Raw genomic sequence first — 27000 nt, forward strand, 5'->3', positions numbered from 1 at the left:
CGAACGCCGCTTGCGGCGCAGCTGTCTGGGATTTGGAGGGGCGCATGTCTGATCTTCCCCGGAAGGCGGTCACCCGTACCGTCAAGCTGGCCGCGCTGCCGCTCGGCATCGCGGGTCGGGTCACCTGGGGTCTGGGCAAGCGGATCGGGGGCAAGTCGGCGGAGATCGTGGCGCGCGAGCTCCAGCAGCGCACCGCCGAGCAGTTGTTCCGGACCCTCGGGGAACTGAAGGGCGGTGCCATGAAGTTCGGGCAGGCCCTGTCGGTCTTCGAGTCGGCGCTGCCCGAGGAGGTCGCGGGCCCCTACCGGGCGGCGCTGACCAAGCTCCAGGAGGCGGCTCCGCCGCTGCCCACGGCGACGGTGCATCAGGTGCTGGCGGACCGTCTCGGCGCGGACTGGCGGGACCTGTTCGAGGAGTTCGAGGACAAGCCGGCCGCGGCGGCCTCGATCGGGCAGGTGCACCGGGCGGTGTGGCACGACGGCCGGCAGGTGGCGGTCAAGGTCCAGTACCCGGGGGCAGGTGAGGCGCTGCTGTCGGACCTGAAGCAGCTCGGCCGGTTCGCGGGGCTGCTGGGTCCGCTGGTCCCCGGGATGGAGATCAAGCCGCTGATCAAGGAGTTGCGCGACCGGGTGTCGGAGGAGCTCGACTACGAGCTGGAGGCCGAGGCCCAGCGGACCCACGCGGACGCCTTCGTGGACGACCCGGACGTGATCGTCCCGGACGTGGTGCACCAGGGCGACCAGGTGCTCGTGACCGAGTGGCTGGACGGGACCCCGCTGTCGGAGGTGATCGCCGACGGCACCGAGGAGGAGCGCGACCGCGCCGGGCAGTTGCTGGCCCGGTTCCTCTTCTCCGGTCCCGCCCGCACCGGTCTGCTGCACGCCGACCCGCACCCGGGGAACTTCCGGCTGATACCGGGCGCGGACGGCCGGATGCGGCTGGGCGTGCTGGACTTCGGCACGGTCGACCGGCTGCCCGGCGGCTGGCCCAAGCCCATCGGCAGGTCCCTGCGGATGACGCTGGACGGCGATGCCGAGGGGGTCTACGGCCACCTGTGCGCCGAGGGGTTCGTGAAGGAGTCCGTCGAGCTGGACCCGGACGCCGTGCTGGACTACCTGAAGCCGATCATCGAGCCCGCGGAGGCGGAGGAGTTCACCTTCACCCGGCCGTGGCTGCGCGGTCAGGCGGCGCGGATCGCCGATCCCCGCTCCCCCGCGCACCAGTTGGGCCGGCAGATCAACCTGCCGCCTTCGTACCTGCTGATCCACCGGGTGACGCTGAGCACCATCGGGGTGCTGTGCCAGCTGGGCGCGACGGTGCGGCTGCGCGAGGAACTGGACACCTGGCTGCCCGGGTTCGCCTCGGCCGAGTGACGTCCCAGGGGGTGTTCCGCCCCCTGGGAGATCACCACCAGGAGGAGTCGAGCCTGCCTTCGATCGCCCGGAGGTTGGCGCGGGCGCATTCGACGCAGAAGTACTCTCTGGTCCCGTTCTCCACCGAACAGGTCCAGGTGGGCGGGGCTCCGCCGGGGGACTGTGTGCCGCAGCGCGCGCAGACGACGGGCTGGGCCTCGGATCCCGACGGGTCGGGCTGGGGAGTCGGCTGGTCCACCTGCCGACGATACCTCCGGCAGGGGTGGCGGGGCCTGCGCAACGCACCGGGGGGACCGGTCCGTTCGGACCGGTCCCCCCGGATTGCTGCTGTCAGTTCTCAGTGCATGACGGCCATGGCCAGCGCACGCCGGGCGCGCAGGGAGACGCGCTCGGCTCGCCGCTGCATGCGGCGGGCGGCGACCAGGCGCACGGCGTGACGCTCGGCGTCCACCTCACGCATGCGCTCGTCCATATGGGCACGAGCCAGGGCTTCTGGGATGAGTTGCATTTCGCGGGTCCTGTTCTGACGCGAGGTGATCGCGCCGGTGGTGATGAAGTCTGCGTGGGCGGCGCCGTGGGGCTGCTCGCTCGTGGTGTGGGCGGTCATGAGGGCCTGCTTCAGGGGGTCGTGCGTCAGGGGGCGGTCGATGGTTCCGAGGGCGGTCATGCCGAGACGACCGGGTTCTTGCGCGGACGGCCACGGGGACGCTTGCGGGCCACGACGACACCCTGGACGAAGAGCTCGCCACCCCAGACGCCCCAGGGCTCGCGGCGCTCGACCGCTCCGGCGAGGCAGGCCTCGACCAGCGGGCAGGTGCGGCAGAGGGACTTGGCGTACTCGACGTCGGCCGGGGACTCGGCGAAGAAGACCTCGGGGTCGAAGGTGCGGCAGGGAACCGGGACGCCGAGGTTCTCGATGGCGTCGTCGAGCGCGGTCAGCGCGGTGAGCGGGGTCAAGGTGTGGTCCTCCGGGACTGCGGGCGGGGAGATCGTTTGGGTCTGAGGTACGGACGGGGCGTGCGCTTCGAGTTGCACGGTGGTTTCTTCCTCGTCTTGTTCGGCTAGTCGTTCCGGCCGGTCGGCCGGGTTCGGCTGGTACCTGGTTCTGCCAGTCCCGAGGCCCCTTCTCTGTCGTGGCCCCCGGTCGGGGACAAACAGAAGGGCCGCGGATCCCGGGTGGGGTTCCGCGGCCCTGAAGGCGCCGGCCTGATCATGCGATCAGGCTGGATCACTCCAGGGTTCGAGCCCACGGAAGGCCCACATCAGGTGGTGCTGCTGCTTCGTCTGCTTCGTCTGCTTCGTCAGGGAGCCGGCACCGGCCGCGGCGGCAAATCCATAGGCGCCGTGCGCCTGTGCTTCTGCTGCCAGTACTGCCACCGGTGCCTGGGTCGGTCGCTCATTGCGCTCGCTGACCGCAAGGGTCGCGAGCAGGGCGGGGCGGTCGGCGGAAATCGCGGACGCACCGGTACCCAGAGCAGAGACGGAACCGAGCAGGCAGGAGGCATCAACCGAGCGATCGGTCATCTTGGTGAAGGTCATGAAGCTGGTCACTGGTCTCGCCTCCTCTCGGCGTCTCGGGGACCCGGCCCGAGGGCCTGTCCCATGCGTATTCGGATAAGTACAGCACGGATCCAGGGCTTCGGAGAAGCCACCGTTTCCGTTGCTAAGAACCTATGGGTCTTGGCTGGGCATGTGCAAACTATTTTTCCGACGAGTTTCTACGCGTCGTCAGAATCCTCGCCCCCAGGCTCCTCACCTGCACAGATGGCCAGAACATCGGCTCCGTACCGGTCAAGCTTGCGACTGCCCACTCCGGAGATCATCGCAAGCTCCCCCGCCTCGGAGGGCGCGGCCTCTGCGATCGCCATCAGCGTCTTGTCCGTGAAGACGCAGTAGGCGGGCAGGCCCTGCTCCTTCGACCGGTCGGCCCGCCAGTCCCGCAGCCGCTCGTAGAGACCCTCGTCCATGTCGGACGGACAGTCCTCGCAGCGCATCAGCTTCAGCTCGCCGGCCTCGGTGAGCGTCCTGCCGCAGACCCGGCAGAGCACCGGCCCGCGGCGGCCGCGCGCCCGCGGCGCCCGCTCGCCCGCGGAGCCCGGCCGGATTCCCGGGGCTGCGGAGCCCGGCCGCAGGCCGTTCAGGAAGCGGCTGGGGCGTCGGGAGGCCCTGCCCCCGGGGGCGCGGGAGAGCGCCCAGGAGAGCGTCAGGTGCAGCCGGGCCCGGGTGACGCCGACGTAGAGCAGCCGGCGCTCCTCCTCGACCTGGTCGTCGGTCTTGGCGTAGGTGATCGGCAGCATGCCGTCGGTGAGGCCGACGAGGAACACGGCGTCCCACTCCAGGCCCTTCGCCGCGTGCAGGGAGGCCAGGGTGACGCCCTGGACGGTCGGGGCGTGCTGGGCGGCCCTGCGCTCGTCCAGCTCGACCGTGAGGTCCGCCAGGGTGGCACCGGGCCGGGTGCGGGCGAAGTCCTCGGCGAGCCGGAGCAGCGCGGCCACCGACTCCCACTGGTCGCGCACGGCGCCGGAGCCGGCGGGCGGCTCGGTGGTCCAGCCGGTGGAGCTGAGCACCGCCCGGACCTGGGAGCCCAGGTCGACGACGTCCTCCAGCAGCGGGTCGTTCCCGCCGGAGCGGGCCGCTCCGCGCAGGGCGAGGATGGCCTTCTGGACCTCCTGCCGCTCGAAGAAGCGCTCGGCGCCGCGCAGCTGGTACGGAACCCCGGCGTCGGCGAGGGCCTGCTCGTAGACCTCGGACTGGGCGTTGATGCGGAACAGCACGGCGATCTCGCCCGCCGGGACGCCCGCGGCGATCAGGTCGCGGATCCGGCGGGCGACGCCCTCGGCCTCGGCGGGCTCGTCGGCGTACTCGGCGTAGAGCGGGTCCGGGCCGGACTCGCGCTGGGAGACCAGCTCCAGGCGGTGCTCGGCGGCCCGTCCCTTGGCCTGGTTCAGGAGTCCGTTGGCGAGGTGCACCACCTGAGGGGTGGAGCGGTAGTCACGGACCAGCTTGACCACGGTGGCCTGCGGGTAGCGCGTACGGAAGTTCAGCAGGTGGTCGGGGGTGGCGCCGGTGAAGGAGTAGATGGTCTGGCTGGCGTCACCGACGACGCAGAGGCTGTCGCGCTCGCCGAGCCACAGGTCGAGCAGCCGCTGCTGGAGCGGGCTGACGTCCTGGTACTCGTCGACGACGAAGTGCTGGTACTGGGCGCGGATCTGCTCGGCGATGTCGTGGCGGTCCTGGAGGATGCCGACGGTCAGGAGCAGCACGTCCTCGAAGTCGATCATTCCGCGGTCGCGCTTGAGCTGTTCGTAGGTGCCGTAGATCTGGGCGATCTCGGCCATGTCCCGGGGTGCCTCGCGGCCCGCCTTGAGGGCGGCCGCCGGATAGTCGGCGGGCACCGTCTGGGTCACCTTGGCCCACTCGATCTCGCCGGTGACGTCGCGCAGCTCGCCGCGGTCGAGACGGATCCGGCAGCGGGCCCCGGCCTCAGCGACGAACTGGATCTTGCGCTCCAGCAGCCGGGGCATCTCCCCGCCGATGGCCTTGGGCCAGAAGTAGTGGAGCTGGCGCAGGGCGGCGGCGTGGAAGGTCCGGGCCTGGACCCCGCCCGCGCCGAGCGCGCGCAGCCGGCCGCGCATCTCGCCGGCGGCCCGGTTGGTGAAGGTGACGGCGAGCACGCTGGCCGGCATGAGCTGGCCCGACCGGACCCCGTAGGCGATCCGGTGGGTGATCGCGCGGGTCTTGCCGGTACCGGCTCCGGCCAGCACGCACACCGGTCCGCGCAGGCTGGTCGCGACCTCGCGCTGCTCCGGGTCGAGGCCCAGGAGCACCGCGTCGGCCGAGTCCGCCGCGGCGGTGAAGGATGAGGAGTGCGTTGCTGCTGTCACTCCGCCATGCTGCCAGGTCTCGTGAGCCGGGCGGGAAATCTGTCCACAGGCATCACCGATACGTCATATCAGTCACACCGGCGGTGTGGATGTGCACGGACGGGAATGGCCGTGCGGTCGCGTACGTTCGAGTACTCGGACCACAGAGCCTTCACGAAGGAGAGCGCAGCATGCAGGACACGGGCACCGTCACGATGTACAGCACGACCTGGTGCGGCTACTGCCGTCGGCTGAAGACCCAGCTGGACCGGGAAGGCATCGCGTACAACGAGATCAACATCGAGCTCGACCCGGAGTCCGCGGCGTTCGTCGAGAAGGCCAACGGCGGGAACCAGACCGTGCCCACCGTGCTCGTGAAGTCCGCCGCCGGCAACGAGTCCGTCATGACGAACCCGAGCCTCGCCCAGGTCAAGCAGGCCCTCGCCGTCTGAGCCGCTCCCGCGTCCGCGGAAGGCCCCCGTCCTGCCGGGCGGGGGCCTTCCGCTGTCACGCAGTGACGAACGTTACGCCGCGGCCTTCGGCAGCGGCTCGCCGTACCAGAGCTCGACCAGCCGCGCGGCGATGGAGATGCCCGACGGGGGCAGCACCTCGCCCGACTCGAAGGCCGCGCGCAGCTCGTCGCGGGAGAACCAGCGGGCCTCCTGGATCTCCTCGCCGTCCACGGTGATCTCGGAGCTGGTGGCGCGGGCGTTGAAGCCCAGCATCAGGCTGTAGGGGAAGGGCCACGGCTGGCTGGCCACGTACTCGACCTGCCCCACCCTGACGCCCGCCTCCTCCCACACCTCGCGGACGACGGACTGCTCGATCGACTCCCCCGGCTCCACGAACCCGGCGAGCGTCGAGAAGCGGCCCTCCGGCCAGTGCACCTGGCGGCCCAGCAGCGCGCGGTCGTGCTCGTCGGTGACCAGCATGATCACGGCCGGGTCGGTGCGGGGGTAGTGCTCGGCGCCGCAGCCCGGGCAGCGCCGGATGTGCCCAGCCGCCGCGACCACCGTGCGCTCTCCGCAGCGGGAGCAGAAGCGGTGCATCCGCTGCCAGTTCTCCAGCGCCACCGCGTTGACCATCAGTCCGGCGTCGCGGTCGTTCAGCAGCAGTCCGGCCTCGCGCAGGCCGGCCGGGCGGGCCGACTGGTCCATGCGGCCCGGCAGCGCGTCCTTCTGCAGCGCGAAGTACCGTACGCCGTCCTCGTCCGTGCCCAGGAAGTAGCGGTGGGTCTCGGTGACCGGGGCCTCGAAGGCCGGGGTCATCACGATGCCGGTGCCGCCGTCGGGGGTGTCGTCGATCAGGACTTGGCCGCCGGACACGACGAAGACGCGCGTCGTCGGGTGGCTCCAGGCGGCGGCGAGCCAGGCCTCGTCGAGGCGGTGGTGCGCGCTGCGGTCGATGCCGCTGGGCGCGGTGAGCGAGAGAGGGCGCTCGGTATGGGTGCTCACTGGTACTTCCAACTCCCCCGGTGGTGGGACAGGCAGGCTCGGTACGACAGGTGTGTGCGCCGCGTCAGGCGGGTGTGCGGGGCGTGCGGTGGGCGTGCGGTCCGGCGGCCAGGTCCCCCCAGAGGTAGGCGGCCGTCTCGACGCCCTTGAGCAGCAGGTCCAGCTCGACCTTCTCGTTCGGCGCGTGCCAGCCGTCGGACGGCACCGAGATGCCGAGGAACAGCACGGGCGCGCCCAGGACGTCCTGGAGGTCGGCGGCGGGTCCGGAGCCGCCCTCGCGGGTGAAGCGGATCTTCTGGCCGAAGGCGCGGCCCATGGACCGGACGACGGACTGCAGGGCCGGGTGGTCCAGCGGGGTCAGGCACGGGCGGGTCGGTGCGCCGAAGGTGACGGCGTGGCGGATGCCGTCCGGGATCCGGGCCGCGACCCACTCCTTGACGGCCGCCTCGACCTCGTACGGGTCCTGCCCGGACACCAGGCGGAACGACAGCTTCACGTGGGCGGAGGAGGGCACGATGGTCTTCCCGCCGGGGCCCTGGTAGCCGCCGCCGATGCCGTTGACCTCGGCCGTCGGGCGGGCCCAGACGCGCTCCAGGGTGCTGTAGCCGGCCTCGCCGGCGGCCGCGTGGGACTTGGCCGTGCGCAGCCACTCGGCCTCGTCGAAGGGCAGCTCGGCGATGAGCGCGCGCTCCGCGTCGGTGAGTTCGGCGATCCCGTCGTAGAAGCCGGGGACGGTGACGCGGCCGTCGTCGTCGTGCAGGGCGGCGACGAGGCGCGCGGCGGCGGTCGCCGGGTTGGGGACGGCTCCGCCGAAGGCTCCGGAGTGGATGTCCTGGTCGGGGCCGTGCAGGTCGATCTCGCAGTCGGCGACGCCGCGCATGCCGGTGCAGACGGTGGGAGTGGTCTCGGACCACATGCCGGTGTCGGAGACGATCACGACGTCGGCGGCGAGTTCGCCGGCGCGGGTCTCGACGAGCTCGCGGAAGTGGGCGGAGCCGGACTCCTCCTCGCCCTCGACGATCAGCTTGAGGTGCACGGCGGGGGCGGCGTTGCCGGTGGCCGCCAGGTGCGCCCGCACGCCCAGGGTGTGGAAGAACACCTGGCCCTTGTCGTCGGCGGCGCCGCGCGCGTACATCCGGCCGTCGCGGACCACCGGCTCGAACGGGTCGGTGTCCCAGCCGTCGGCGAGGGCGGCGGGCTGCACGTCGTGGTGGCCGTACACGAGGACGGTCGGGGCGTCGGGGTCCTCGCTCGGCCAGTGCGCGTAGACGGCGGGAGCGCCGTCGGTCTCCCAGACCTCGGCGACCGGGAACCCGGTCTCCTTGAGCTTCGCCGCGAGCCATTCGGCGCTGCGGCGTACGTCGTCCGCGTGCTCGGGCTGGGCCGAGACGGAGGGGATGCGCAGCCACTCGGCGAGGTCGTCGAGGAACGCGGCGCGGTGGGTGTCGATGTACGTGCGGACGACGTTGTCCGGCTGGGTGTCGCTCATGCCCCGAGCCTAGCCGTCCGCCTGGTGGTCACCGTCGGTGCCCGATTCGCCTTGGAGGATCCGCTCAAGACGGGCTCTGCCGGGGAGGTTGCGGGGGCGGATCACCCGGCCGCTGCGGACGTGCAGGAAGGCGGCGGTGACCCGGTCGAGCGGGGTGTTCGTGGCTTCGGCCCAGGCCAGCCGGTAGACGGCGAGCTGGAGCGGATCGGCCTCGGTGGTCCGCCCGGTCTTCCAGTCGACGATCTCGTAGGCGTCGTCGCCGTCGGCGTCGGTGGTCTTGTAGACGGCGTCGATGCGGCCGCGGATGACGCGGCCGGCGAGGGTGAGCTGTACCGGGGCCTCCATGCGGTGGGGCGGGCGGTCGGCGTACGGGCTGCGCTCGAAGGCGGCCTTGAGGGCGTCGAGGTCGGCCTCGTCGGCGATGTCCTGGCCGGAGCCGGAGCCGGCGGCGCCGGGGAGGTCTGCGACGGGGTCGAGGACGTCGAGGAAGGGGAGCGGGAGCTCGTCGAAGCGGGACTCGACCCAGGCGTGGAAGCGGGTGCCCTGGCGGGCCGCGGGCTGCGGGGGCTTGGGCATGGGGCGGGCGAGGTCGCGTACGAAGCCCTGCTCGTCGGCGGCGAGCCGGAGCAGCTGGCTGGCCGACAGGGCGGGGGGCAGCTCCACGTCGCGGACGGCCGCGCGGGCACGGCGGAGCTCGCCCTCCAGGGCGTCGAGGTCCCGGTCCCAGGAGGCGATCGCCCGGGCCTCCTCGGGCGTGAGCCGCACGCCTCCGGCGGGGTCGGGCGGGCCGGGCCGCGCCGCGGAGTGCGGCTGGGCCGCGGGGACGGCGGTCCGCATCGCCGGGTCGGCGGCCCAGGCCTCGTCGGCCCACGCGCCGCGCGCGGCTCCGCCCTGGGCGGGGTCCGGGTCGGCCTGCGGGCCGGCCGGGGAAACGGGCCCGGGCATACCCGGCTGCGCCACCGGGTCCGCGGCCCAGGCCTCGTCGGCCCACGCGCCGCGCGGGTGGGGCAGGGCATGTCGGCCGTCGGGACGGGGGCTGGGGCTGGGGGCCCGGTCGGCGTCGTCCCAGGGGCCGTCGCCCCGGGGGGCGGGGGTCTCAGTCCCGTCGGCGGCTCGGGCCCGGCCCGCGGCTCCGGGCGCGGCCGGCCCGCCCGCGAGGTCGGGGACGTCACCCGGCCACGGGGTGGCGGCACCCTCGCCCCAGAGCGCGTCGGTGTCCCAGCCGTCGGAGGCAGCGGCCGGGGGGTGGGCTTCGACGCGGGGCGCCGCGGAAGGCGCGTCCGTCTCCCGGCCGTCGGCGGAGCCGGGGACCCGCGCGGCCGGGGGGTGGGCTTCGACGGCGGGCGCCGCGGAAGGCGCGTCGGCCGGCGGCCACGGATCGGCGGACCAGAGGTCGTCCGGGTCCGGGGGCCAGGGTTCGTCGCCGTAGGCGGGGTCCTCGCAGTCGGGGGGCCAGAGGTAGGCGTCGTCCTGGTCCGGCGGGGGCGGGGTCGCCAGGTATGACTCCACCAGCGCGGCCGCCTCGCGGCGCAGCTTGAGGGAGTGCGGGTCGAGCGGGAGGGGCCAGGAGTGGTCGGCGGCGGATTCACCCGCGAGGGCCGGGTTCTCGGCGGACGGTTCGGGCTCGTCCGCCCAGGCCTCGATCTCGCCGGAACCGGCCGCGCAGTGCTCGTACAGGGCGGTGAGGAACTCCGACGGGCCGCGGCGCCTCTTCTGGGTGGGGCCCCACCAGTGGCCCGAGGCCAGCAGCAGGGACCGGGGGCGGGTGAAGGTCACGTAGCCCAGGCGCAGCTCCTCCACCGACTTGTGGTGCTTGAGGGCGGCTTTGAAGGACTTCAGGCCGGCCGAGGTCCACGCCGGGTCCGCGGGCAGGGTGGGGGCGTCGCCGCGCAGCGCGTACGGGAGGACCTTCGCGTAGGAGGTCCAGGCCTCGGGTGCCTTCTCCTTCGGGAAGGACCCCGCGCACAGGTCCGGGACCACCACGACGTCCCACTCCAGGCCCTTGGACTTGTGGGCGGTGAGGACCTTCACCGTGTTCTCGCCGCCCGGCAGGGCGTGGTCGAGGCCCTTCTCGTACTGGGCGGCCGTGCGCAGGAACGCCAGGAAGGCCAGGAGCGTGGCCTCCCCGTCGAGTGCGGCGAAACCGGCGGCGACGTCCATGAAGTTCGACAGGGTCTCGCGCCGGCGGGCCGCCAGCGCGTGCGGGGAAGCGGACAGTTCCACTTCGAGGCCGGTGGCGGACAGCACCCGGTGCAGGACGTCCATCAGCGGGTCGGCGAGCGACCTGCGCAGGTCGCGGAGCTCCTGCGCGAGGTGTGCGAAGCGGACCCGGGCCTCGGCGGAGAAGGGGAGGTCGTCCGGGGTTTGGCCCGCGCCGTCGAGGAAGGTCTCCAGGGCGTCGGCGAGGGAGACGATCTCGGCCGGGTCCACGCCCTCCACGGCCGCCGCGAGCCGTTCGTCGGGGTCGGCCCCGGCCGGCGTACGGCCCACCAGGAGCCGCGCCCGGCGGCCCAGGAGCGCCAGATCGCGGGCGCCGATCCGCCAGCGGGGTCCGATGAGGAGCCGGACGAGGGAGGCGTTGGCACCCGGGTCCTGGAGGACCTCGCAGACGGCCACGAGGTCCGCGACCTCGGGGAGGTGCAGCAGCCCGGACAGGCCGACGACCTCCACCGGGACGTCCCGGTCCACCAGGACGGCCTGGATCTGCGCGAAGTCCCCGGCGGACCGGCACAGGACGGCGATCTCGCGCGGCTCCGTACCCGTGCGGACCAGGTGGGCGACGGAGTCGGCGACCCAGTCGAGCTCCTGCGCGTGGGTCTCCAGCAGGGCGCAGCGGACCTGCCCGACGCCCTCGGCGCCCGGCGCCGGACGCAGCGCCTCCACCCCCTCGTGCATGGCGCGCAGCGGGGCGGCGAGGCCGTTGGCCAGGTCCAGGAGGCGGCCGCCGCTGCGCCGGTTCTCGCTGAGGGAGAGCCGGGTGGCGGGGGTGCCGTCGGCGTGCGGGAAGTGCTCGGGGAAGTCGTCGAGGTTGGCCACGGAGGCCCCGCGCCAGCCGTAGATCGCCTGGCACGGGTCGCCGACGGCGGTGACGGCGTGGCCGGTGCCCGCGCCGAACAGGCCGGACAGCAGCAGCCGCTGGGCGACGGAGGTGTCCTGGTACTCGTCGAGCAGGACCACCCGGAACTCCTCGCGCAGCAGCGCGCCCACCTCGGGCCGGGTGGTGGCGAGCTGCGCGGAGAGGGCTATCTGGTCGCTGAAGTCGAACAGGTCGCGGGAGCGTTTGGCGGCGCGGTAGCGGCCGACGAGCTCCAGCAGTTCGAGGCGGCCGCGCACGGCCTCGGGGACCTTGCGCAGGTCCTCGTTGGTGAGCCGGGTACCGGCCAGCACGTCCAGCAGCGCGGTGTCGTGGAGGCGCAGGCTCTGCGGGTCGACCAGGTGTTCGGAGAGTTCCGCGTCGAGCGCGAGGAGGTCGCCGACCAGGTCGGGGACGGACTTGGTGAGCGAGGGGTACGGGCCGGGGGCGTCGCGCAGCACCTTCGCGGCGAGCTGGAAGCGGGTGGCGTCGGCGAGGAGGCGGGAGCTGGGCTCCAGGCCGATGCGCAGGCCGTGGTCCTTGAGGAGCTGGCCGGCGAAGGCGTGGTACGTGGAGATGCGCGGCTCCCCGCCGGCCGCGGCGGCGTCGGCCGGGGAGGGGTCGGGGTCGGTGATGCCGGCCCGGGCCAGGGCGGTGCGTACGCGCTCGGACAGTTCGCCGGCGGCCTTGTTGGTGAAGGTGAGGCCGAGGACCTGCTCGGGCGCGACCGTGCCGGTGCCGACGAGCCAGACCACGCGGGCGGCCATGACGGTGGTCTTGCCGGATCCGGCACCGGCGACGATCACCTGCGGGGCGGGCGGGGCGGTGACGCAGGCCATCTGTTCGGGCGTGAAGGGGATCCCGAGGAGCTCCTTGAGCTGCTCGGGATCGGTCAGTACGGACGCACGCGCGGACACGTAAAAAGGCTAGCCGCCCCCACCGACAGCCCCGACCGCCCAGCCGACCGGATCACCGGACGACCGCCCGACCGCTCAGGGGACCGGCCCGACCTCACTCGACGGTCTGGCGGCCCTCCGGGCGGGCGCTGCACGAGCTGCGGAAGGAGCAGTGGTCGCAGTGGCGGCCGGTGGCGGGCGCGAACCGCTCGTCCAGCACCCGGCCGGCGGCGGTCGCGAGCAGATCGCCGACCCACTCCCCGTCGAGCGGCTCCTGGGCCTGGACCTTGGGGACCGTTTCGCCGCCGTCGCGGATCGCGGCGCCCTGGCGCAGCTGGACCAGCTCGGCGCCGCCGGCTTCGGGGCGCTGTCCGTCGAAGACCTCGTCGACGGCGCCCTCGCGGACGGCGAGCTGGTAGACGGCGAGCTGGGGGTGGCGGGCGACCTCGTCCTTGGTGGGAGCCGACTTCCCGGTCTTGAAGTCGACGACGTAGGCGCGGCCCTGCGGGTCCGCCTCGACCCGGTCCATGGAGCCGCGGATGCGGACGGCTACGTCGCCGGCTTCGAGGGTGACGTCGAACTCGTGCTCCGTGGCCACGGCCTCCCGGCCCCCGCGGTCGGTGGTGTGCCAGCGCAGGAACCGTTCGAGGGCGGCGCGGGCGTTCTCCTTCTCCTGGGCTGACTTCCAGGGGGCGTCGAAGGCGAGGGCGTCCCAGACCGAGTCGAGGCGTTCCATGAGAACGGCCAGGTCGGCGGGGGTGCGGCCGGAGGCGACCTCGTCGGCGAGGACGTGGACGACGTTGCCGAAGCCCTGGGCGGCGGTGGACGGTGCGTCGGCCTTGACCTCGCGGCCGAGGAACCACTGGAGGGAGCAGGTGTTGGCGAGCTGGTCCAGGGCGCTGCCGGAGAGGGCGAGGGGCCGGTCCCGGTCGCGGAGCGGGACGCTGCTGCGGGTGGGCTCGTACAGGCCCCACCAGCGCTGCGGGTGCGCGGCGGGGACCAGGGGGCGGTCCTCGTCGTCGGTGAGCGCGGCGAGGCGGGCCAGCCGGCGGGCGGCCGCGTCGCGCAGGGCGGGCGAGGCGTCCGGGTCGACGGTGGTGGCGCGCAGCTCGGCGACGAGCGCGGGGACGGCGAGGGGGCGGCGGGGCCGGCCGGTGACGTCCTTCGGGGTGACGCCGAGCTCGGTGAGCAGGCGGGAGGGCTGGTCGCCGTCCTCGGCGGGGGCCTTGACGGCGGTGACGACCAGACGGTCGCGGGCGCGGGTGGCGGCGACGTAGAAGAGGCGGCGCTCCTCGGCGAGGAGGGCGCCGGGGGTGAGGGGCTCGGCGAGGCCGTCGCGGCCGATGCGGTCGGCTTCCAGCAGGGAGCCGCGGCGGCGCAGGTCGGGCCACAGGCCCTCCTGGACGCCCGCGACGACGACCAGGGACCACTCCAGTCCCTTGGAGCGGTGGGCGGTCATCAGCCGGACGGCGTCGGGGCGGGTGGTGCGGGCCGTCAACGTGTCGGCGGCGATGTCCTCCGCCTCCAGTTGTTCGAGGAAGTTGAGCGCGCCGCTGCCGCCGGTGCGTTCCTCGGCGCGGGCGGCGGTGTCGAAGAGGGCGCAGACGGCGTCGAGGTCGCGGTCGGCGTTGCGGCCGGCCGCGCCGCCGCGGCGGGCCTGGCGTTCCAGCCGGTCCGGCCAGGGCGTGCCGTCCCAGAGGATCCACAGGGCCTCTTCGGCGGTGCCGCCGCCCTGGAGGAGCTCGCGGGCCTTGCGCAGGAGCAGGCCGAGGCGCTGCGCGCCGCGGGCGTAGGCGGGGTCGTGGGCGGTGAGGCGCTCGGGCTCGGCGAGGGCGCGGGCGAGCAGGACGTCGGAGGGCGCGGGCACCTTGACGCCTGCGGCGCGCTCCTCGTCACGCAGAGCGCGGCCGAGCCGCCGCAGGTCGGCGGCGTCCATGCCGCCGAGGGGGGAGGCGAGCAGGGTCAGCGCCGCCTCCACCTCCACGCCTCCGGCCGGGTCGGCGGGGCTTACGGGGCCGGCCCCGTACCCCGTGCCGCTGTCCGCGGGCCCGAGGCCCGCAGCCACGTCACCCTGCGGGTCGGCGGCGGCCGACGCGGGACCCGCGCCCCCGGCCGGGGCGGCGCGGCCCGCCACCGGGCCGGACTCGCCTGCGACGGCAGCGACGGCCGGGGTCGGCTCCTGGGCGCCGGGGCCGCCCGCGGCAGCGGGCAGGGCTTCGGCCCCGGGCTCCGGGGCGTGGTCCCCCTGCGGCCCGGACTCGCCTGCTGCGGCAGATGCGGGCCGGCCGTCGGCCGGGGGCGGCTGCGCGGGGGCGGCCTGCGGTTCGGGGTCCGGTTCCGGGCCCGGCTCGGCCGGAGCGGTGGCGGGCGGGGTGGCCGTCAGGCGGAGGGCGGTCAGGAGGGGGGCCACCGCCGGTTCGTGGCGGAGGGGGGTGTCCGTGCCGTCCGTTTCGACCGGGACTCCGGACGCGATGAGGGCGCGGCGCATCTGCGGGAGGGTGCGGCCGCCGGCGCGGACCAGGACGGCCATGTCCTGCCAGGGCACGCCGTCCTCAAGGTGGGCCCGGCGCAGGACGTCGGCGATGTTGTCCAGCTCGGCGCCGGCCGTCGGGTACGTGAAGACCTCCACCCGGCCGCCCTCCCGCGTGGCCTGCAGGGCGCGGTGCGCGCGGACCGCGTCCGCGGGGAGGCGGGGCAGCGGCATGCGGGTCGTGAGGAGGCGGGTCGCCTGCAGGATGGCCGCGCCCGAGCGGCGGCCCACCGTCAGGGCCCTGACCCGCGCGCCCGGGAAGGCGGACTCGAAGTCCAGCACGTTGTTGATGTCGGCGCCGCGGAAGGCGTAGATCGACTGGTCCGGGTCGCCGAAGGCGACCAGCGTGCCGCCGCGCCCGGTCAGGGCCCGCAGCAGCCGCAGCTGCGAGGCGTCCGTGTCCTGGTACTCGTCCACGAAGATCGCGTCGTAGGCGGAGGCCAGCGACGGGGTGCGCTCGGCGAGGAGCACCGCGCGGTGCAGGAGCTCGGCGTAGTCCAGCGTCCCCTGCATGTCGAGGACGTCCAGGTACTCGGAGAGGAAGGCGGCCGCCGCCTTCCAGTCGGGGCGGCCGATGCGGTCCGCGAAGGCGGCGAGGGCCTGCGGGCCGAGGCCCAGCTCGCGGGCGCGGGCGAGGACCGCCCGGACTTCGTCGGCGAACCCGCGCGTGGTCAGCGCGGCCCGCAGGTCGTCCGGCCAGCGGATCGAGCGGATCCGGCGCTGGCCCTCCAGGAGGGTGCGGACCATCACGTCCTGCTCGGGGCCGGACAGCAGCCGCAGCGGGTCGGCGAACAGGTCGGTGTCCTGGTGTGCGCGGACCAGGCCGTAGCAGAAGGAGTGGAAGGTGGTGGCCTGCGGGGCGCGGGCACCGCCCAGCCTCAGGGCGGCCCGGTCGCGCAGTTCCACCGCCGCCTTGCGGCTGAAGGTGAGGATGAGGATCCGGGAGGGGTCCGTGCCCGCTTCCACGCGGGCGGCGACGGCCTCGACCAGCGTGGTCGTCTTCCCGGTGCCCGGTCCGGCCAGGACCAGGAGTGGTCCGCCGGGGTGGTCAACCACCGCCCGCTGCGCTGCGTCCAGCACAGGGGGATCCACCCGTTCCGGCCCGGTGCGCACGAGGCGGTACGCGTCGGGGGTCCGCGTACGCCGCCGTTCGGTGCGGTCGGAGGAAGAGGTGATCACGTGAGGTGCCGGTCCTGGTGGGTCTGCGGGGTGTGGCGGTGCTGCCGTGCCGGCTCGCGCGGAAGCCGAAGAGGCAACGCTACGGCAACCGGCGCGCCCCGCGCAGTCCCCCCGGGTACCCCGGACGGGCGTTCGCACGGTCGCCCGATCGCCCGCCCCGGCGCCGCATGGCCGAAGCTGTCAGGTGTGAGCCTCGTCGCGCCCGCCGTCCCCTCCGGGGTCCCGTCCGGGGTCCCGTCCGGGGTCCGGGTCCCCGTCCCAGCGCGCCCGGCGCATGTCCAGGCGCGGTTCGCCGCCGGCCGTCAGGCGCAGCGGGGTGGACTCCGTCCGGTAGTGCTCCAGGGCGCGCGCCTCGTGGCCGGGCAGCGGCATGCCGTCCGCCCGCACCACGCGCCACCAGGGCACGGCTCCCCCGTACAGGGCCATGACACGCCCGACTTGGCGCGGTCCTCCCTCGCCGAGCCATTCGGCGACGTCCCCGTATGTCATCACCCGGCCGGGCGGAATACGCTCGACGACCTCCAGTACGCGCTCCGCGTGCGCGGGCAGCTCCTCACTCATTCAGCACATGGTGCAGTACGCCGGCCACCCGTCGGTGGAAGTTGTGGTTCCGGACCGGCGCGCACCCTGATGCCCCGGCGGCCCCTCGGTCCGTGCCACCATCTTCCGGGCGGTGACTGGTGATACGTGATCAAGAAGAGACGGATGTGACGACGAAGGAGCAGGGTGTGAGCCCTCCGGAAGGCGCGGCGGGGGACGACGGCGCGCGCCCTGACGACGGCCCCGCCTCCCGCCCGCAGAACCGCCCCCAGGACCTCGCGCCGGACCTCGCGCCGGACCCGGCGCCGGACCCGGCGCCGGGCCTCGCGCCCGGCCTCCCGGCCGGCCGCACCCGCGGCGGCGACGACACCGGCGAAGGTCACGACGCCGGCGGCGAGGAGGACGCGGAGGCCCCGCACGGCCATGCCCCGACCGCCGCCGACCAGGTCGAGGTCGACGAACCGCTGCTCGCCGCCCGCGTGCACCGGCCGTCCGACCTCGTACGCCTCCTCGTCGGCATCCTCGGCATCGCCGTGCTCCTCGGCATCGCCGCCTTCGCCCACGGCACCACGGTCGGCCTGGAGGAGGACATCAGCAAGGGCACCGGCCAGGCGCCGGACCTCTTGATCAAGGTCGCGGCGCTGGTCTCCAGCATCGCGGTGCTGCTGCTCCCCGTCGCCTTCGCCATCGAGCGGCTGATCAAACGCGACGGGCTGCGCATCGCCGACGGCGTGCTCGCCGCCGTCCTCGCGCACGGCGTCACCCTGGCCACCGACCTGTGGGTCTCCCAGGCCGCCCCCGACACCATCCAGGACGCCCTCACCCGTTCCGCCGGCGGCGGGGCCCTCACCGATCCCGTGCACGGCTACCTCGCGCCCGTGATCGCGTACATGACCGCGGTCGGCATGACCCGCAGGCCCCACTGGCGCGTCGCGCTGTGGGTCGTCCTGCTGCTCAACGCGCTCACCATGCTGGTCAACGGCTACACCACGCCCTTCTCGATCATCCTCACCGTGCTGATCGGCTGGAGCGTGGCCTACGGCACCCTGTACGCCGTCGGCTCCCCCAACGTGCGCCCCACCGGGCAGCACCTCCTCGCCGGGCTGCGCCGCGTCGGCTTCCAGCCGGTCAGCGCGATGCGCGCCGAGATGCCCGAGGGTCCCGAGGCGTCCGAGACCGGCGACCGCGGCCGGCGCTACCACGTCACCCTGGAGGACGGTCCTCCGCTCGACGTCACCGTCGTCGACCGGGAACAGCAGGCCCAGGGCTTCTTCTACCGGGTCTGGCGCCGGCTCACCCTGCGCGGCATCACCACCCGCCGCAGCCTGCAGTCGCTGCGGCAGGCCCTGGAGCAGGAGGCGCTCCTCGCGTACGCGGCCATCGCGGCCGGGGCGAACGCGCCGAAGCTGATCGCCACCTCCGAGCTGGGGCCGGACGCGGTGATGCTCGTGTACGAGCACCTGGGCGGCCGGACCCTGGACTCCCTCCCCGACGAGGAGATCACCGACGAGCTGAGCCGCAACGCGTGGGAGCAGGTACGCGCCCTGCAGTCGCGGCGGATCGCCCACCGCAGGCTCACCGGGGACGCGCTCGTGGTGGATCGTTCCGGCAATGTCATCCTCACCGACCTGCGGGGCGGGGAGATCGCCGCGGGCGACCTGGTGCTCCGGATGGACGTCGCGCAGCTGCTGGCCACCCTCGGCCTGCGGGTCGGCGCGGAACGCGCGGTGGCCTCGGCGGTCTCGGTGCTCGGCCCGGACACGGTGGCGGGCTGCCTGCCGCTGCTCCAGCCGATCGCGCTGAGCCGTTCCACCCGGGGGACGCTGCGCAAGCTGGCCCGGGAGCGGGCCGAGCGGGAGCGGGAGGCCGTACTGGAGTCCTCGCGGGCGGCGAAGGCCGCGCGCGAGGCGGAGGCCGCGGCTCCGGGGACGACCGCGGCGGTCTCCGCCGCGGACCGCAAGGCCGAGAAGAAGGCCCTGGACGACGCCCTGGACGGGGCCCGCGAGGAGGACCTGCTCAGCCAGATCCGCCAGCAGGTGCTGCTGATCCGTCCGCAGGCGCCGGTGGAGCCGGCGCGGCTGGAGCGGATCCGGCCGCGCACGCTGGTCTCGTTCATCGCGGGCGCCTTCGGCGCGTACTTCCTGCTGACGCAGCTCGCGCACGTCCCCCTCGCCGAGACCGTCGCGGACGCGGAGTGGGGCTGGGTCGGTGCGGCCCTGGCCTTCTCGGCGCTCAGCTACGTCGCGGCGGCCATGAGCCTGCTGGGCTTCGTACCCGAGCGGGTGCCGTTCCTGCGGACCGTGGTCGCGCAGGTGGCCGGGTCCTTCGTGAAGCTGGTCGCGCCGGCGGCGGTCGGCGGCGTCGCCCTGAACACGCGCTTCCTGCAGCGGGCGGGGATCCGGCCGGGGCTCGCGGTGGCGAGCGTCGGCGCCTCGCAGCTGTTCGGTCTGGCCAGCCACATCCTGCTGCTGCTGTCCTTCGGCTATCTGACCGGCACCGAGAAGACCCCGGAGATGACCCCGTCCCGGACGGTCATCGCGGGTCTGCTGACGGTGGCGGTCCTGGTGCTGGTGGTGACGGCGGTCCCGTTCATGCGGAAGTTCGTGGTCACGCGGGTACGGGCGCTGTTCGCGGGCGTGGTGCCGCGCATGCTGGACGTGCTCCAGCGGCCGAAGAAGCTGGTGACCGGCATCGGCGGGATGCTGCTGCTGACGGGCTGCTTCGTGATGTGCCTGGACGCCTCGATCCGGGCGTTCGGGGGCGGCGAGGCCATCAGCTACGCGAGCATCGCGGTGGTGTTCCTGGCGGGCAACGCGCTCGGTTCGGCCGCGCCGACGCCCGGCGGCATGGGCGCGGTGGAGGCCACCCTGACGCTGGGCCTGGTCGCGGCCGGGCTGGAGAAGGAGGTGGCCATCTCGGCGGTGCTGCTGTTCCGCCTGATGACGTTCTGGCTGCCGGTCCTGCCGGGGTGGATCTCGTTCAACTTCCTGACCCGCAAGGAGGCCATCTAGCCTCCGGCCCGGTCGGCGGGCTTCCGGGTGCTCCGCCCCGGGCCTGGGTTTCCGCCCCCGCCGGGCGGCCCGGCCGCGGCGGATGCGGCCGCTCCCGCTCCGGCGGCCGTGCGGGGCGTGGGCCGGCGGTACCGGACGCCCCCGCAGGCCGTCGCCGGGTGCGTTCTTACCCGAACGGGTCAGCGCGCGGGCGGGGGCCGACCGGCGCGCGCAGGATGGTGACATGCCCAAACACCTCCTGCGGGTCGCCGTCGCCGTCGCTCTCCTGGCCGGGGTGGCCGGTACCAGTGGCTGTTCCGACAGCGGGGAGGAGAAGACGCCCAAGGCGGGCGGCACCGAGGGGGCGCCACCTCTGAAGTGGGGGGACTGCGAGGCCCCGACGGCGGCCGAGGGGGGCGGGCAGGCGCCGCCCAAGGACTGGCAGTGCGCCACGCTCCACGTGCCGCTCGACTACGCCGACCCCGAAGGAGAAACGATTCCTCTCGCCCTGATCCGGGCGAAGGCGAGGAACCAGAAAGAGCGCCTCGGGTCTCTCGTGTTCAACTTCGGCGGACCCGGCGGGTCCGGCATCACCACGCTGCCCGGCGCCGCCAAGGAGTACGAGGCCCTGCGCCAGCGCTACGACCTCGTGAGCTTCGACCCGCGCGGGGTGGGCCGCAGCGCCCCCGTCCTGTGCCTGGACGACAAGCAGCTCGACGCCTACTACGCCTCGAACTCCTCCCCCGACACCCCCGAGGCGGAGAAGGCGTACCTGGAGAACACCCGCAAGTACCAGCGGGCCTGCGAGGCGAAGTCGGGGAAGGTGCTCCCGTACGTCGGCACCGAGAACGCCGCCCGCGACCTCGACCGGATCCGCCAGGCCCTCGGCGACGAGAAGCTCAACTACTTCGGGATCTCCTACGGGACCGAGCTGGGCGGGGTCTACGCCCACCTCTTCCCGGAGAAGGTCGGCCGGACCGTCTTCGACGCCGTCGTCGACCCGACCGCGACCTCCGAGCAGGGGGCCCTCGGCCAGGCCAAGGGCTTCCAGCTGGCCCTCGGCAACTTCGCGCAGGACTGCGTGGACCGGGGCGACGAGTGCCGGCTCCAGGGCAGTACCGCCAAGGAGATCGAGGACAACATCATCAAGCTCCAGAAGCAGCTGGCCGCCAAGCCCATCCCGGGGATCGGCGACCGGATGCTGACCGAGTCCTCGGCGACCAACGGCATCGCCCAGTCCCTCTACTCGCAGGAGCTCTGGCCGCTGCTGGAGCAGGGCCTGGACGAGGCCGAGGGCGGCCAGGGCCAGCTGCTGATGGCCCTGTCGGACGCCCTCAACGGCCGTTCCCAGAACGGCGACTACAGCAACATCGGCGCCGCCAACACCGCGATCAACTGCGTGGACTCCAAGGACCGTTACACCCTGGAGCAGACCAAGGCGAAGCTGCCCGACTTCCGTGCCGCCTCGCCGGTCTTCGGGGACTTCCTCGGCTGGGCCATGATGGGCTGCACCGGCTGGCCGGTGCCCGGAACCGCGTCGACGCCGGACGTCTCCGCCCCCGGCGCCGACCCGATCCTGGTGATCGGCAACACGGGCGACCCGGCCACCCCGTACGAGGGCGCCCGCAAGATGGTGGAACGGCTCGGCCCCGGCGTGGGCGTGGAGCTCACGTACAAGGGCGAGGGACACGGGGCCTACAACAGCGGCGACCCGTGCGTGCAGGGAGCCGTGAACTCCTACCTGCTGGACGGGAAGGTGCCCGCGGCGAACACCGTCTGCACCCCGGCCCCGGACGCCTCACAACCTCCCGCCCAGCCGTCGGCCCCGGTGGAACCCCTCGGCGCCTGACCCGGATCTCGGAACCGGGAAACGCGCAGGGGCCGTACCCGCGGCGAAACGCGCAGGGGCCGTACCCGCGGCGAAACACGCGGGTACGGCCCCTGCGGGGACATCAGAGGGCGATCAGTAGACCGGCTTCTCGGGCTCGATCTGGTGGACCCAGCCGATCACGCCGCCGCCGACATGCACCGCGTCCGCGAAGCCCGCGGACTTCAGGACCGCGAGGACTTCCGCACTGCGGACACCCGTCTTGCAGTGCAAGACGATGCGCTTGTCCTGCGGCAGGTCCTGCAGGGCCGTGCCCATCAGGAACTCGCCCTTGGGGATCAGCTTCGCGCCGGGGATCGAGACGATCTCGTACTCGTTGACCTCGCGGACGTCGATGATCTCGATCTGCTCGTCGGCGTCGATCCACTCCTTGAGCTGCTTGGGAGTGATCGTGGAGCCGGCGGCCGCCTCCTGGGCCTCCTCCGACACGACGCCGCAGAAGGCCTCGTAGTCGATGAGTTCCTTGACGGTGGCGTTCGGACCGCAGACCGCGCAGTCAGGGTCCTTGCGGACCTTGACCTGGCGGTACTGCATCTCCAGGGCGTCGTAGATCATCAGACGGCCGACCAGAGGCTCGCCGACGCCCGTGAGGACCTTGATGGCCTCGGTGACCTGGATGGAGCCGATGGACGCGCAGAGCACGCCCAGCACGCCGCCCTCGGCGCAGCTCGGGACCATGCCCGGCGGCGGGGGCTCCGGGTAGAGGCAGCGGTAGCACGGGCCGTGCTCGGACCAGAAGACCGAGGCCTGGCCGTCGAAGCGGTAGATCGAACCCCACACGTACGGCTTGTTCAGCAGCACGCAGGCGTCGTTGACGAGGTAGCGCGTGGCGAAGTTGTCCGTGCCGTCGACGATGAGGTCGTACTGGCTGAAGATCTCCATCACGTTCTCGGCCTCGAGCCGCTCTTCGTGAAGGACCACGTTCACGTACGGGTTGATGCCCAGCACGCTGTCGCGGGCGGACTCGGCCTTGGAGCGGCCGATGTCCGACTGGCTGTGGATGATCTGGCGCTGCAGGTTCGACTCGTCGACCTCGTCGAACTCCACGATGCCCAGCGTGCCGACGCCGGCCGCGGCCAGGTACATGAGGGCGGGCGAGCCGAGGCCGCCCGCGCCCACGGCCAGCACCTTCGCGTTCTTCAGGCGCTTCTGGCCGTCCATCCCCACGTCGGGGATGATCAGGTGGCGGGAGTACCGACGGACCTCGTCAACGGTGAGCTCAGCAGCCGGCTCGACCAGGGGTGGCAGCGACACGGGGACTCCGTAGATGGTTACGACTTAACGGTGGTTCTCTCCGTAACACTGCCACGCCCGTCTTCATTCCAAGACACCTGTTCCGATACGTGAGACGATTTCGTCCCAGTACCCGGGCATGGAGGCCCACGGGTCCCGGTCCCCGACGGCGCGGCGGTCGGTGAACCAGATGGTGCCGGCGCCCTGCCAGCGGGCGATCCGCATCGCCTCCTCCAGGTGCGTGCGCGGCACCCCGTGGACCAGGTGGCAGAACCGCTCCGGCGGATGTTCGGCCGTCCACTCCGCCACCTGCGACCAGCGGTAGTCGGCCCAGGCCCCGGAGAAGGTGACCAGCTGGTCGGCGGCGTCCGCGTAGCCCTCGTAGGGGTGCGTGCCGTGCCCGAGCACGATCCGCAGGTCCTGCCCCAGGCCCCGCAGGGAGTCGGCGACGCGGCGCACCGAGGCCAGCTCCGCCTTGTCCGCCGGGGCCCCGGCGAGGTAGAAGCCGCCGACCCCGTACCAGTCCCGGAAGCGGTGGGCGTCGGAGACCAGCTCCCCGAAGGACCGCGATCCGTCCCGCATCGCGAGATGGCCGAGGACCGTGCCACCCGCGGCGTGCAGCTTCGCGGCCGCTTCCGTGCAGTGCGGATCGGGCCGCCCGCCCGGGCCGTCGGCGACGTTCAGCACGGCCCAGTGCAGCGGGGTGCCGGGGCGGGTCAGTTCGGCCCATTCCACGGGGGCGAGCAGCGGGTGCGCGTAGCCGGGAATGCCCAGTCCGAGGCGGCCGGCCCCGGTCGCGGCCGCCGTCAGGGCCCCCGGCGGAGTGGTCAGATGCGGCACGCCGCCTCCATCCAGATGTCCGCGAGGGATTCCTCCAGGTTGATCCGGGGCCGCCAGCCGAGCCGGTCGCGGGCGGTACGCACGTCGGCCTGCTGCCAGGCCCCGCAGCCGTCCGGGTACGGGTACGGCTGGGGGGCCGTGGCGGCGAGCTGCTCGGCGGTGGCCTCGGAGCGGGGGGACCCGATCGAGGTGAGCCCGGCCGGCGGGCGGCCGGGGTGACCGTGCGCCTGCTGGGGCCCGCCGTGCGGTACGTCGAGCTCGTGCAGGGCCCCTCCGTACCCGGCGACCCGGGCCAGGACGGCGGCCGCGTCACGCAGCCGGACGGCACGGCCGGTGCCGATGTTCACCACGCCCTGGGCGGCGGACAGGGAAGCGGCGTGCACGGCCCGCGCCACGTCCCGTACGTCGACGAAGTCGCGCTGCACGCCGAGCCCGCTGAGCTTGAGCTCGCCGTCACCGGACTGCATGGCGCGGCGCATGGCCTCGGCGAGCCGGCCGAGCGGGGACCCGGCGGGGGTGCCCGGGCCGACGGGCGAGAAGATCCGCAGGACGACGGCGTCGAGCCCTGAGCCCAGCACCAGTTCGGTGGCGGCCAGTTTGCTGACGCCGTATGGTCCGCCGGGTCTCGGGACGGCGTCCTCGGCCGTGGAGGATCCGGGCTGGCTGGGCCCGTACTCGGCGGCGCAGCCGAGCTGGACGAGCCGGGCCCCGCAGCCGCTGCGGCGCAGCGACTCGCAGATCGTCGCGACGGCGACGGTGTTGTGCCGGGTGAGTTCGCGGGCCCCGCCCCGGGTGGCTCCGGCGCAGTTGATGACGACGCCCGGGTGGACGGCGTCGAGGAAGCGCGTGAGCGCTCCGGGGCTGCCGGTGGCGAGGTCGAAGCGGACGTCGGCGTCGTCGCCACGGCCGAGCGCGGTGAGCTGGACGGCGGGGTCGGCGAGCAGCCGGTCGGCGACGTAGCGGCCGAGGTATCCGTTGGCTCCGATCAGCAGCACCCTCATCGCGAGACCCCTTGGTCGGTTGGCTGGCCGGTCATGTCTGTTTCTCCTTGCGGACGGGTGGACGGATGGGGCGGGGTACGGGAGTTGCGCCTCGGCGTCGGCTCCGAAGTGGTGGTCCCGGGGGACGTCATGGCCTCGCGTGCGCGGATGCGCGGGACAGGGCGAGGACGGCGTGGACGAGGAGTACGGCCGCTGCGGCGGGGGCCGCCGCCGGGAGCGGGACCAGGGCGAGGGCGAGTGCGGCGGCGACGGGTCCGCGGCGGGATCCGTGCCGCAGCAGGAGCCGGGTCAGGAAGAGCAGCAGGGCGAGCGGCACGGCCACCGGCAGCGGTGCGCCGGTGAGGGCGGCGGCGCCGACGGCGGCCGCGGTGGAGCCGGCGACGGACGCGAACAGCAGGGGGCGGGCCCGGTCGGCGAAGTCCTCCAGCGCGCGGCTCCCGTCGAGCCGGGCCCTGGCCCCGGCGGCGAAGGCCGCTGCGAGCAGGTGCCCGGGGGCGACGGCCAGCGCGAGGCCGACCGCGAGGGCGGTGCCGTGCCGGTGGACGGCCCAGCCGACGACGGCCGCGGCGAGCAGGTGGGCGAGCCACGGGAACCGGCCCCCGGCGGCCCGGCCGGGCCACACCAGGGCGGCGACGGTGGCGGCCACGGCTGCGGGCCCGGCCCACGCCTGGCCCGCGGCGGCGGCGCCGGCGGCGAGGGCGCCGGGGAGCAGCGCACAGCCGAGGGCGCGGTAGGCGGACGGCCCGGCCGGGACCGGGGCGGACGCGGCGGCGGGTTCTTCTCCGCGCGGGCTGCGGGCGTACAGCTCCTCGGCGAGGGAGAAGACGTCCCGGTGCCGGAAGCGGGCGGCGGTGCGGTCGGTGATGCCGTGGGCCTCCAGGCCGGCGGCGATCTCCAGGGGGTCCACGGCCCGCTCGCACAGCTCGCGGTGGCGGTGCAGCAGGGCCTTGACGGGGTCCCCCGCGGCCCGCCTGCGCGCCCTTCCGGCCGACGGCGGGGCCGCGGTGTCGGGGTCGACGGTGGTCATACGGCGGCCTCCGAGGTCGGGTCCGGGGCGGGCTTGGCCCAGGTCGGGCTGGTCCAGTGGCCGGGCACCCGGGCCTCCGGGGGGCGGGCGAAGGGGACGCCGCCGTCGGGCCGCTGGGAGCCCTTGGCCAGCAGCCGCAGGTAGATCTCCCGGAAGGCGGCGACGTTCTGCTCGACGGTGAACAGCTCCAGGGCGCGCGCCCGTGCGGCGGCCCCGAGGCGTTCCGCCCGCTCGGCGTCCCCGAGCAGGGACAGGCAGGCTTCGGCGAGCGCCCGCGGGTTGCGCGGCGGGACGACGAGCCCGGTGCCTCCGATGACCTCGCAGACGGCGCCGACGTCGGTGGAGACGGTGGCGCGCCCGCAGAGCATCGCCTCGGCCAGGGTGATGGGGAAGCCCTCGATCACGGAGGACAGCACGACGACGCGCCCGGCGCCGTACGCCTCGGCCGCGGAGGGGGTCTCCGGTCCGCCGATCTCCTCGAAGGAGACCGGGTTCTCCCCGACGGTGACGCTGTCGGCGGCCTCGTCGGGGAACAGCTGCGCGGCGAGTGAGCGGCAGTCGGCGAGGTAGCCGGGGTCCGCGGCCGTGGCGAAGATCCGCAGCCGGGTGCGCGGTTCGGCCCTGCGGACCTCGGCGAAGGCGTGCAGCAGGGCGATGAGGTCCTTGGCGGGCTCCACCCGGCCGACCCACACCAGCGTGTCGGGGTCCCCGCGGTCGGCGGCCTCTCCGACGGTGGTGAATCGGTCCGCCTCCATCCCCGGGTAGACCGTCCGCAGCCGGTCACGGGTGGCGCCGCAGCGCTCCTGCCAGCGCCGGGCGTGGGCGTTCCCGGGGGTGAGGAAGTCGGCCCGGGCGTAGATCTCGGTGGCCAGCCGCAGGTGGAAGGCGGCGAGCAGGGCCCGGACGGCGGGGCGGGGCTCCTCGCCCTCGGCGGCGCCGCCGAGGTGGGCCAGGTAGTGGGCGCGCAGCTGGACCCCGTACTCGGTGACCAGCAGCGGGACCCCGAAGAAGCGTTTGGCCAGCAGGCCGGGCAGCGCCGCCACGCCGCCGGCGGCGGCGTGGCAGACGTCGACCGCGCCGAGGCCCTCGCCGTGGGCGTTCTCCTCGTACCAGTCGAGGGACAGCGGCCGGAGCATGCCCTCCAGTTCGTCCACGAACTCCAGCAGGTCGGTCACCTGCGCCGCCTGTACGGTGCGGCTCGCGCCGGGGGCCCGGCAGGCGGCCTCCAGGGCCCGTACCGCGGATTCGGAGCGTAGTGCCGCGTACAGCCCGCCCTGTTCGCGGGCGAGAGCGGCGAGCCCGTACAGCCCGCTGGCGAAGGGGTCGGGTGCGCCGGCGCAGATCCCCTGGACCAGCTCCTTGAAGCAGTCCGCGAACCGTCGGCGCTCGCGCCGGGAGTAGGTCCGTCCGTCGTCGGCGGGGGCCCACAGGGGGGCCGTGCGGACGTGGGTGACGTGCTCGGGCAGCGGGACCCGGGCGCGCTCCTGCTCGGCGCTGCGGCTCAGCGCGTAGAGCTCGAACTCGTGCTGCGGGAGTCCGCGCACGAGGCGGTCGCACCACAGCCTGGCCTCGCCCGTCGCATACGGATAACCACCTTCCGTGAGCAGTCCGATCCGCACGAGTG

19 protein-coding genes are annotated in these 27000 nt (G+C 74.0%); 4 read left to right on the plus strand and 15 right to left on the minus strand.

Annotated elements, in window-relative coordinates:
- Nucleotides 1–44: 44 nt before the first annotated feature.
- Nucleotides 45–1373: an ABC1 kinase family protein gene (locus tag IG86_RS0111460; RefSeq protein ID WP_030831067.1), complete on the plus strand. Its 1329-nt coding sequence runs from the start codon at nucleotides 45–47 to the stop codon at nucleotides 1371–1373.
- Nucleotides 1374–1404: 31 nt separating this feature from the next.
- Here IG86_RS0111460 and IG86_RS41060 read toward each other — a convergent pair whose 3' ends face one another.
- The 5 genes from IG86_RS41060 to IG86_RS0111480 form a co-directional block, all read right to left on the minus strand.
- The gene (locus IG86_RS41060) at nucleotides 1405–1611 is read right to left on the minus strand and encodes an ADP-ribosylation factor GTPase-activating family protein (RefSeq protein WP_030660162.1); all 207 of its coding nucleotides are present in this window, start codon (nucleotides 1609–1611) and stop codon (nucleotides 1405–1407) included.
- Nucleotides 1612–1710: 99 nt separating this feature from the next.
- Nucleotides 1711–2040 (minus strand): hypothetical protein, encoded by a 330-nt coding sequence (locus IG86_RS0111465; protein WP_030831064.1) that lies wholly within the window; start codon nucleotides 2038–2040, stop codon nucleotides 1711–1713.
- On the minus strand, nucleotides 2037–2408 hold the full coding sequence (locus IG86_RS0111470) for a WhiB family transcriptional regulator (protein ID WP_030029453.1): 372 nt from the start codon (nucleotides 2406–2408) through the stop codon (nucleotides 2037–2039). Before IG86_RS0111470 ends, IG86_RS0111465 begins: the two co-directional genes overlap by 4 nt.
- A gap of 183 nt (nucleotides 2409–2591) precedes the next feature.
- Nucleotides 2592–2924, minus strand: coding sequence for a hypothetical protein (locus tag IG86_RS0111475; protein WP_385873616.1), 333 nt, complete (start codon nucleotides 2922–2924; stop codon nucleotides 2592–2594).
- Nucleotides 2925–3091: 167 nt separating this feature from the next.
- Nucleotides 3092–5257, minus strand: a complete 2166-nt coding sequence (locus tag IG86_RS0111480) for an ATP-dependent DNA helicase UvrD2 (protein WP_030831060.1) — start codon at nucleotides 5255–5257, stop codon at nucleotides 3092–3094.
- A 170-nt stretch (nucleotides 5258–5427) separates the two neighbouring features.
- Between IG86_RS0111480 and IG86_RS0111485 the strand changes: the two genes are divergently transcribed.
- Nucleotides 5428–5688, plus strand: a complete 261-nt coding sequence (locus tag IG86_RS0111485; RefSeq protein WP_030772737.1) for a mycoredoxin — start codon at nucleotides 5428–5430, stop codon at nucleotides 5686–5688.
- Between the two features lie 72 nt (nucleotides 5689–5760).
- Here IG86_RS0111485 and nudC read toward each other — a convergent pair whose 3' ends face one another.
- The 5 genes from nudC to IG86_RS0111510 form a co-directional block, all read right to left on the minus strand.
- Nucleotides 5761–6702 carry an NAD(+) diphosphatase gene (nudC, locus tag IG86_RS0111490; RefSeq protein ID WP_030831058.1) on the minus strand — a complete coding sequence of 314 codons (942 nt, stop codon included), beginning with the start codon at nucleotides 6700–6702 and terminating at the stop codon, nucleotides 5761–5763.
- A gap of 52 nt (nucleotides 6703–6754) precedes the next feature.
- Nucleotides 6755–8179, minus strand: coding sequence for a dipeptidase (locus IG86_RS0111495; RefSeq protein ID WP_030831056.1), 1425 nt, complete (start codon nucleotides 8177–8179; stop codon nucleotides 6755–6757).
- A 9-nt stretch (nucleotides 8180–8188) separates the two neighbouring features.
- Nucleotides 8189–12169, minus strand: a complete 3981-nt coding sequence (locus IG86_RS0111500; protein ID WP_030831054.1) for a UvrD-helicase domain-containing protein — start codon at nucleotides 12167–12169, stop codon at nucleotides 8189–8191.
- Nucleotides 12170–12263: 94 nt separating this feature from the next.
- Nucleotides 12264–15791, minus strand: a complete 3528-nt coding sequence (locus IG86_RS0111505; protein ID WP_030896587.1) for an ATP-dependent helicase — start codon at nucleotides 15789–15791, stop codon at nucleotides 12264–12266.
- 246 nt (nucleotides 15792–16037) lie between these two features.
- Entirely contained in the window at nucleotides 16038–16418 is a 381-nt protein-coding gene (locus IG86_RS0111510) for an MGMT family protein (RefSeq protein WP_037942271.1), read from the minus strand.
- 167 nt (nucleotides 16419–16585) lie between these two features.
- On the opposite strand from IG86_RS0111510, the gene IG86_RS0111515 reads away from it, so the two are divergent.
- Nucleotides 16586–19408 carry a lysylphosphatidylglycerol synthase transmembrane domain-containing protein gene (locus IG86_RS0111515; protein WP_420894079.1) on the plus strand — a complete coding sequence of 941 codons (2823 nt, stop codon included), beginning with the start codon at nucleotides 16586–16588 and terminating at the stop codon, nucleotides 19406–19408.
- Between the two features lie 223 nt (nucleotides 19409–19631).
- Nucleotides 19632–21236, plus strand: a complete 1605-nt coding sequence (locus IG86_RS0111520; RefSeq protein WP_045936630.1) for an alpha/beta hydrolase — start codon at nucleotides 19632–19634, stop codon at nucleotides 21234–21236.
- A gap of 114 nt (nucleotides 21237–21350) precedes the next feature.
- On the opposite strand, the gene moeZ is transcribed toward IG86_RS0111520, so the two are convergent.
- From moeZ to pelF, 5 genes are all read right to left on the minus strand, one after another.
- Nucleotides 21351–22529 carry an adenylyltransferase/sulfurtransferase MoeZ gene (gene moeZ, locus IG86_RS0111525; RefSeq protein WP_030831043.1) on the minus strand — a complete coding sequence of 393 codons (1179 nt, stop codon included), beginning with the start codon at nucleotides 22527–22529 and terminating at the stop codon, nucleotides 21351–21353.
- 63 nt (nucleotides 22530–22592) lie between these two features.
- On the minus strand, nucleotides 22593–23348 hold the full coding sequence (locus IG86_RS0111530; RefSeq protein WP_030831041.1) for a spherulation-specific family 4 protein: 756 nt from the start codon (nucleotides 23346–23348) through the stop codon (nucleotides 22593–22595).
- Entirely contained in the window at nucleotides 23336–24349 is a 1014-nt protein-coding gene (locus IG86_RS0111535; protein ID WP_030896595.1) for an NAD-dependent epimerase/dehydratase, read from the minus strand. The genes IG86_RS0111530 and IG86_RS0111535 overlap by 13 nt, the downstream gene beginning before the upstream one ends.
- A 127-nt stretch (nucleotides 24350–24476) precedes the next feature.
- The gene (locus tag IG86_RS0111540) at nucleotides 24477–25376 is read right to left on the minus strand and encodes a hypothetical protein (protein WP_030896597.1); all 900 of its coding nucleotides are present in this window, start codon (nucleotides 25374–25376) and stop codon (nucleotides 24477–24479) included.
- Nucleotides 25373–26995 (minus strand): GT4 family glycosyltransferase PelF, encoded by a 1623-nt coding sequence (pelF, locus tag IG86_RS0111545; RefSeq protein ID WP_030896600.1) that lies wholly within the window; start codon nucleotides 26993–26995, stop codon nucleotides 25373–25375. Before pelF ends, IG86_RS0111540 begins: the two co-directional genes overlap by 4 nt.
- Nucleotides 26996–27000 lie beyond the last annotated feature (5 nt).

Origin of the sequence: Streptomyces virginiae (assembly GCF_000720455.1) — a bacterium.
Taxonomy (GTDB): Bacteria; Actinomycetota; Actinomycetes; order Streptomycetales; family Streptomycetaceae; genus Streptomyces; species Streptomyces virginiae.

Excerpts from the sequence above, each read along its gene's own strand:
- IG86_RS0111460 (WP_030831067.1), top strand. The coding sequence starts at position 45 with ATGTCTGATCTTCCCCGGAAGGCGGTCACCCGTACCGTCAAGCTGGCC.
- IG86_RS0111465 (WP_030831064.1), bottom strand. The coding sequence starts at position 2,040 with ATGACCGCCCTCGGAACCATCGACCGCCCCCTGACGCACGACCCCCTG.
- IG86_RS0111485 (WP_030772737.1), top strand. The coding sequence starts at position 5,428 with ATGCAGGACACGGGCACCGTCACGATGTACAGCACGACCTGGTGCGGC.
- IG86_RS0111495 (WP_030831056.1), bottom strand. The coding sequence starts at position 8,179 with ATGAGCGACACCCAGCCGGACAACGTCGTCCGCACGTACATCGACACC.
- IG86_RS0111510 (WP_037942271.1), bottom strand. The coding sequence starts at position 16,418 with ATGAGTGAGGAGCTGCCCGCGCACGCGGAGCGCGTACTGGAGGTCGTC.
- IG86_RS0111520 (WP_045936630.1), top strand. The coding sequence starts at position 19,632 with ATGCCCAAACACCTCCTGCGGGTCGCCGTCGCCGTCGCTCTCCTGGCC.
- IG86_RS0111535 (WP_030896595.1), bottom strand. The coding sequence starts at position 24,349 with ATGAGGGTGCTGCTGATCGGAGCCAACGGATACCTCGGCCGCTACGTC.
- IG86_RS0111540 (WP_030896597.1), bottom strand. The coding sequence starts at position 25,376 with ATGACCACCGTCGACCCCGACACCGCGGCCCCGCCGTCGGCCGGAAGG.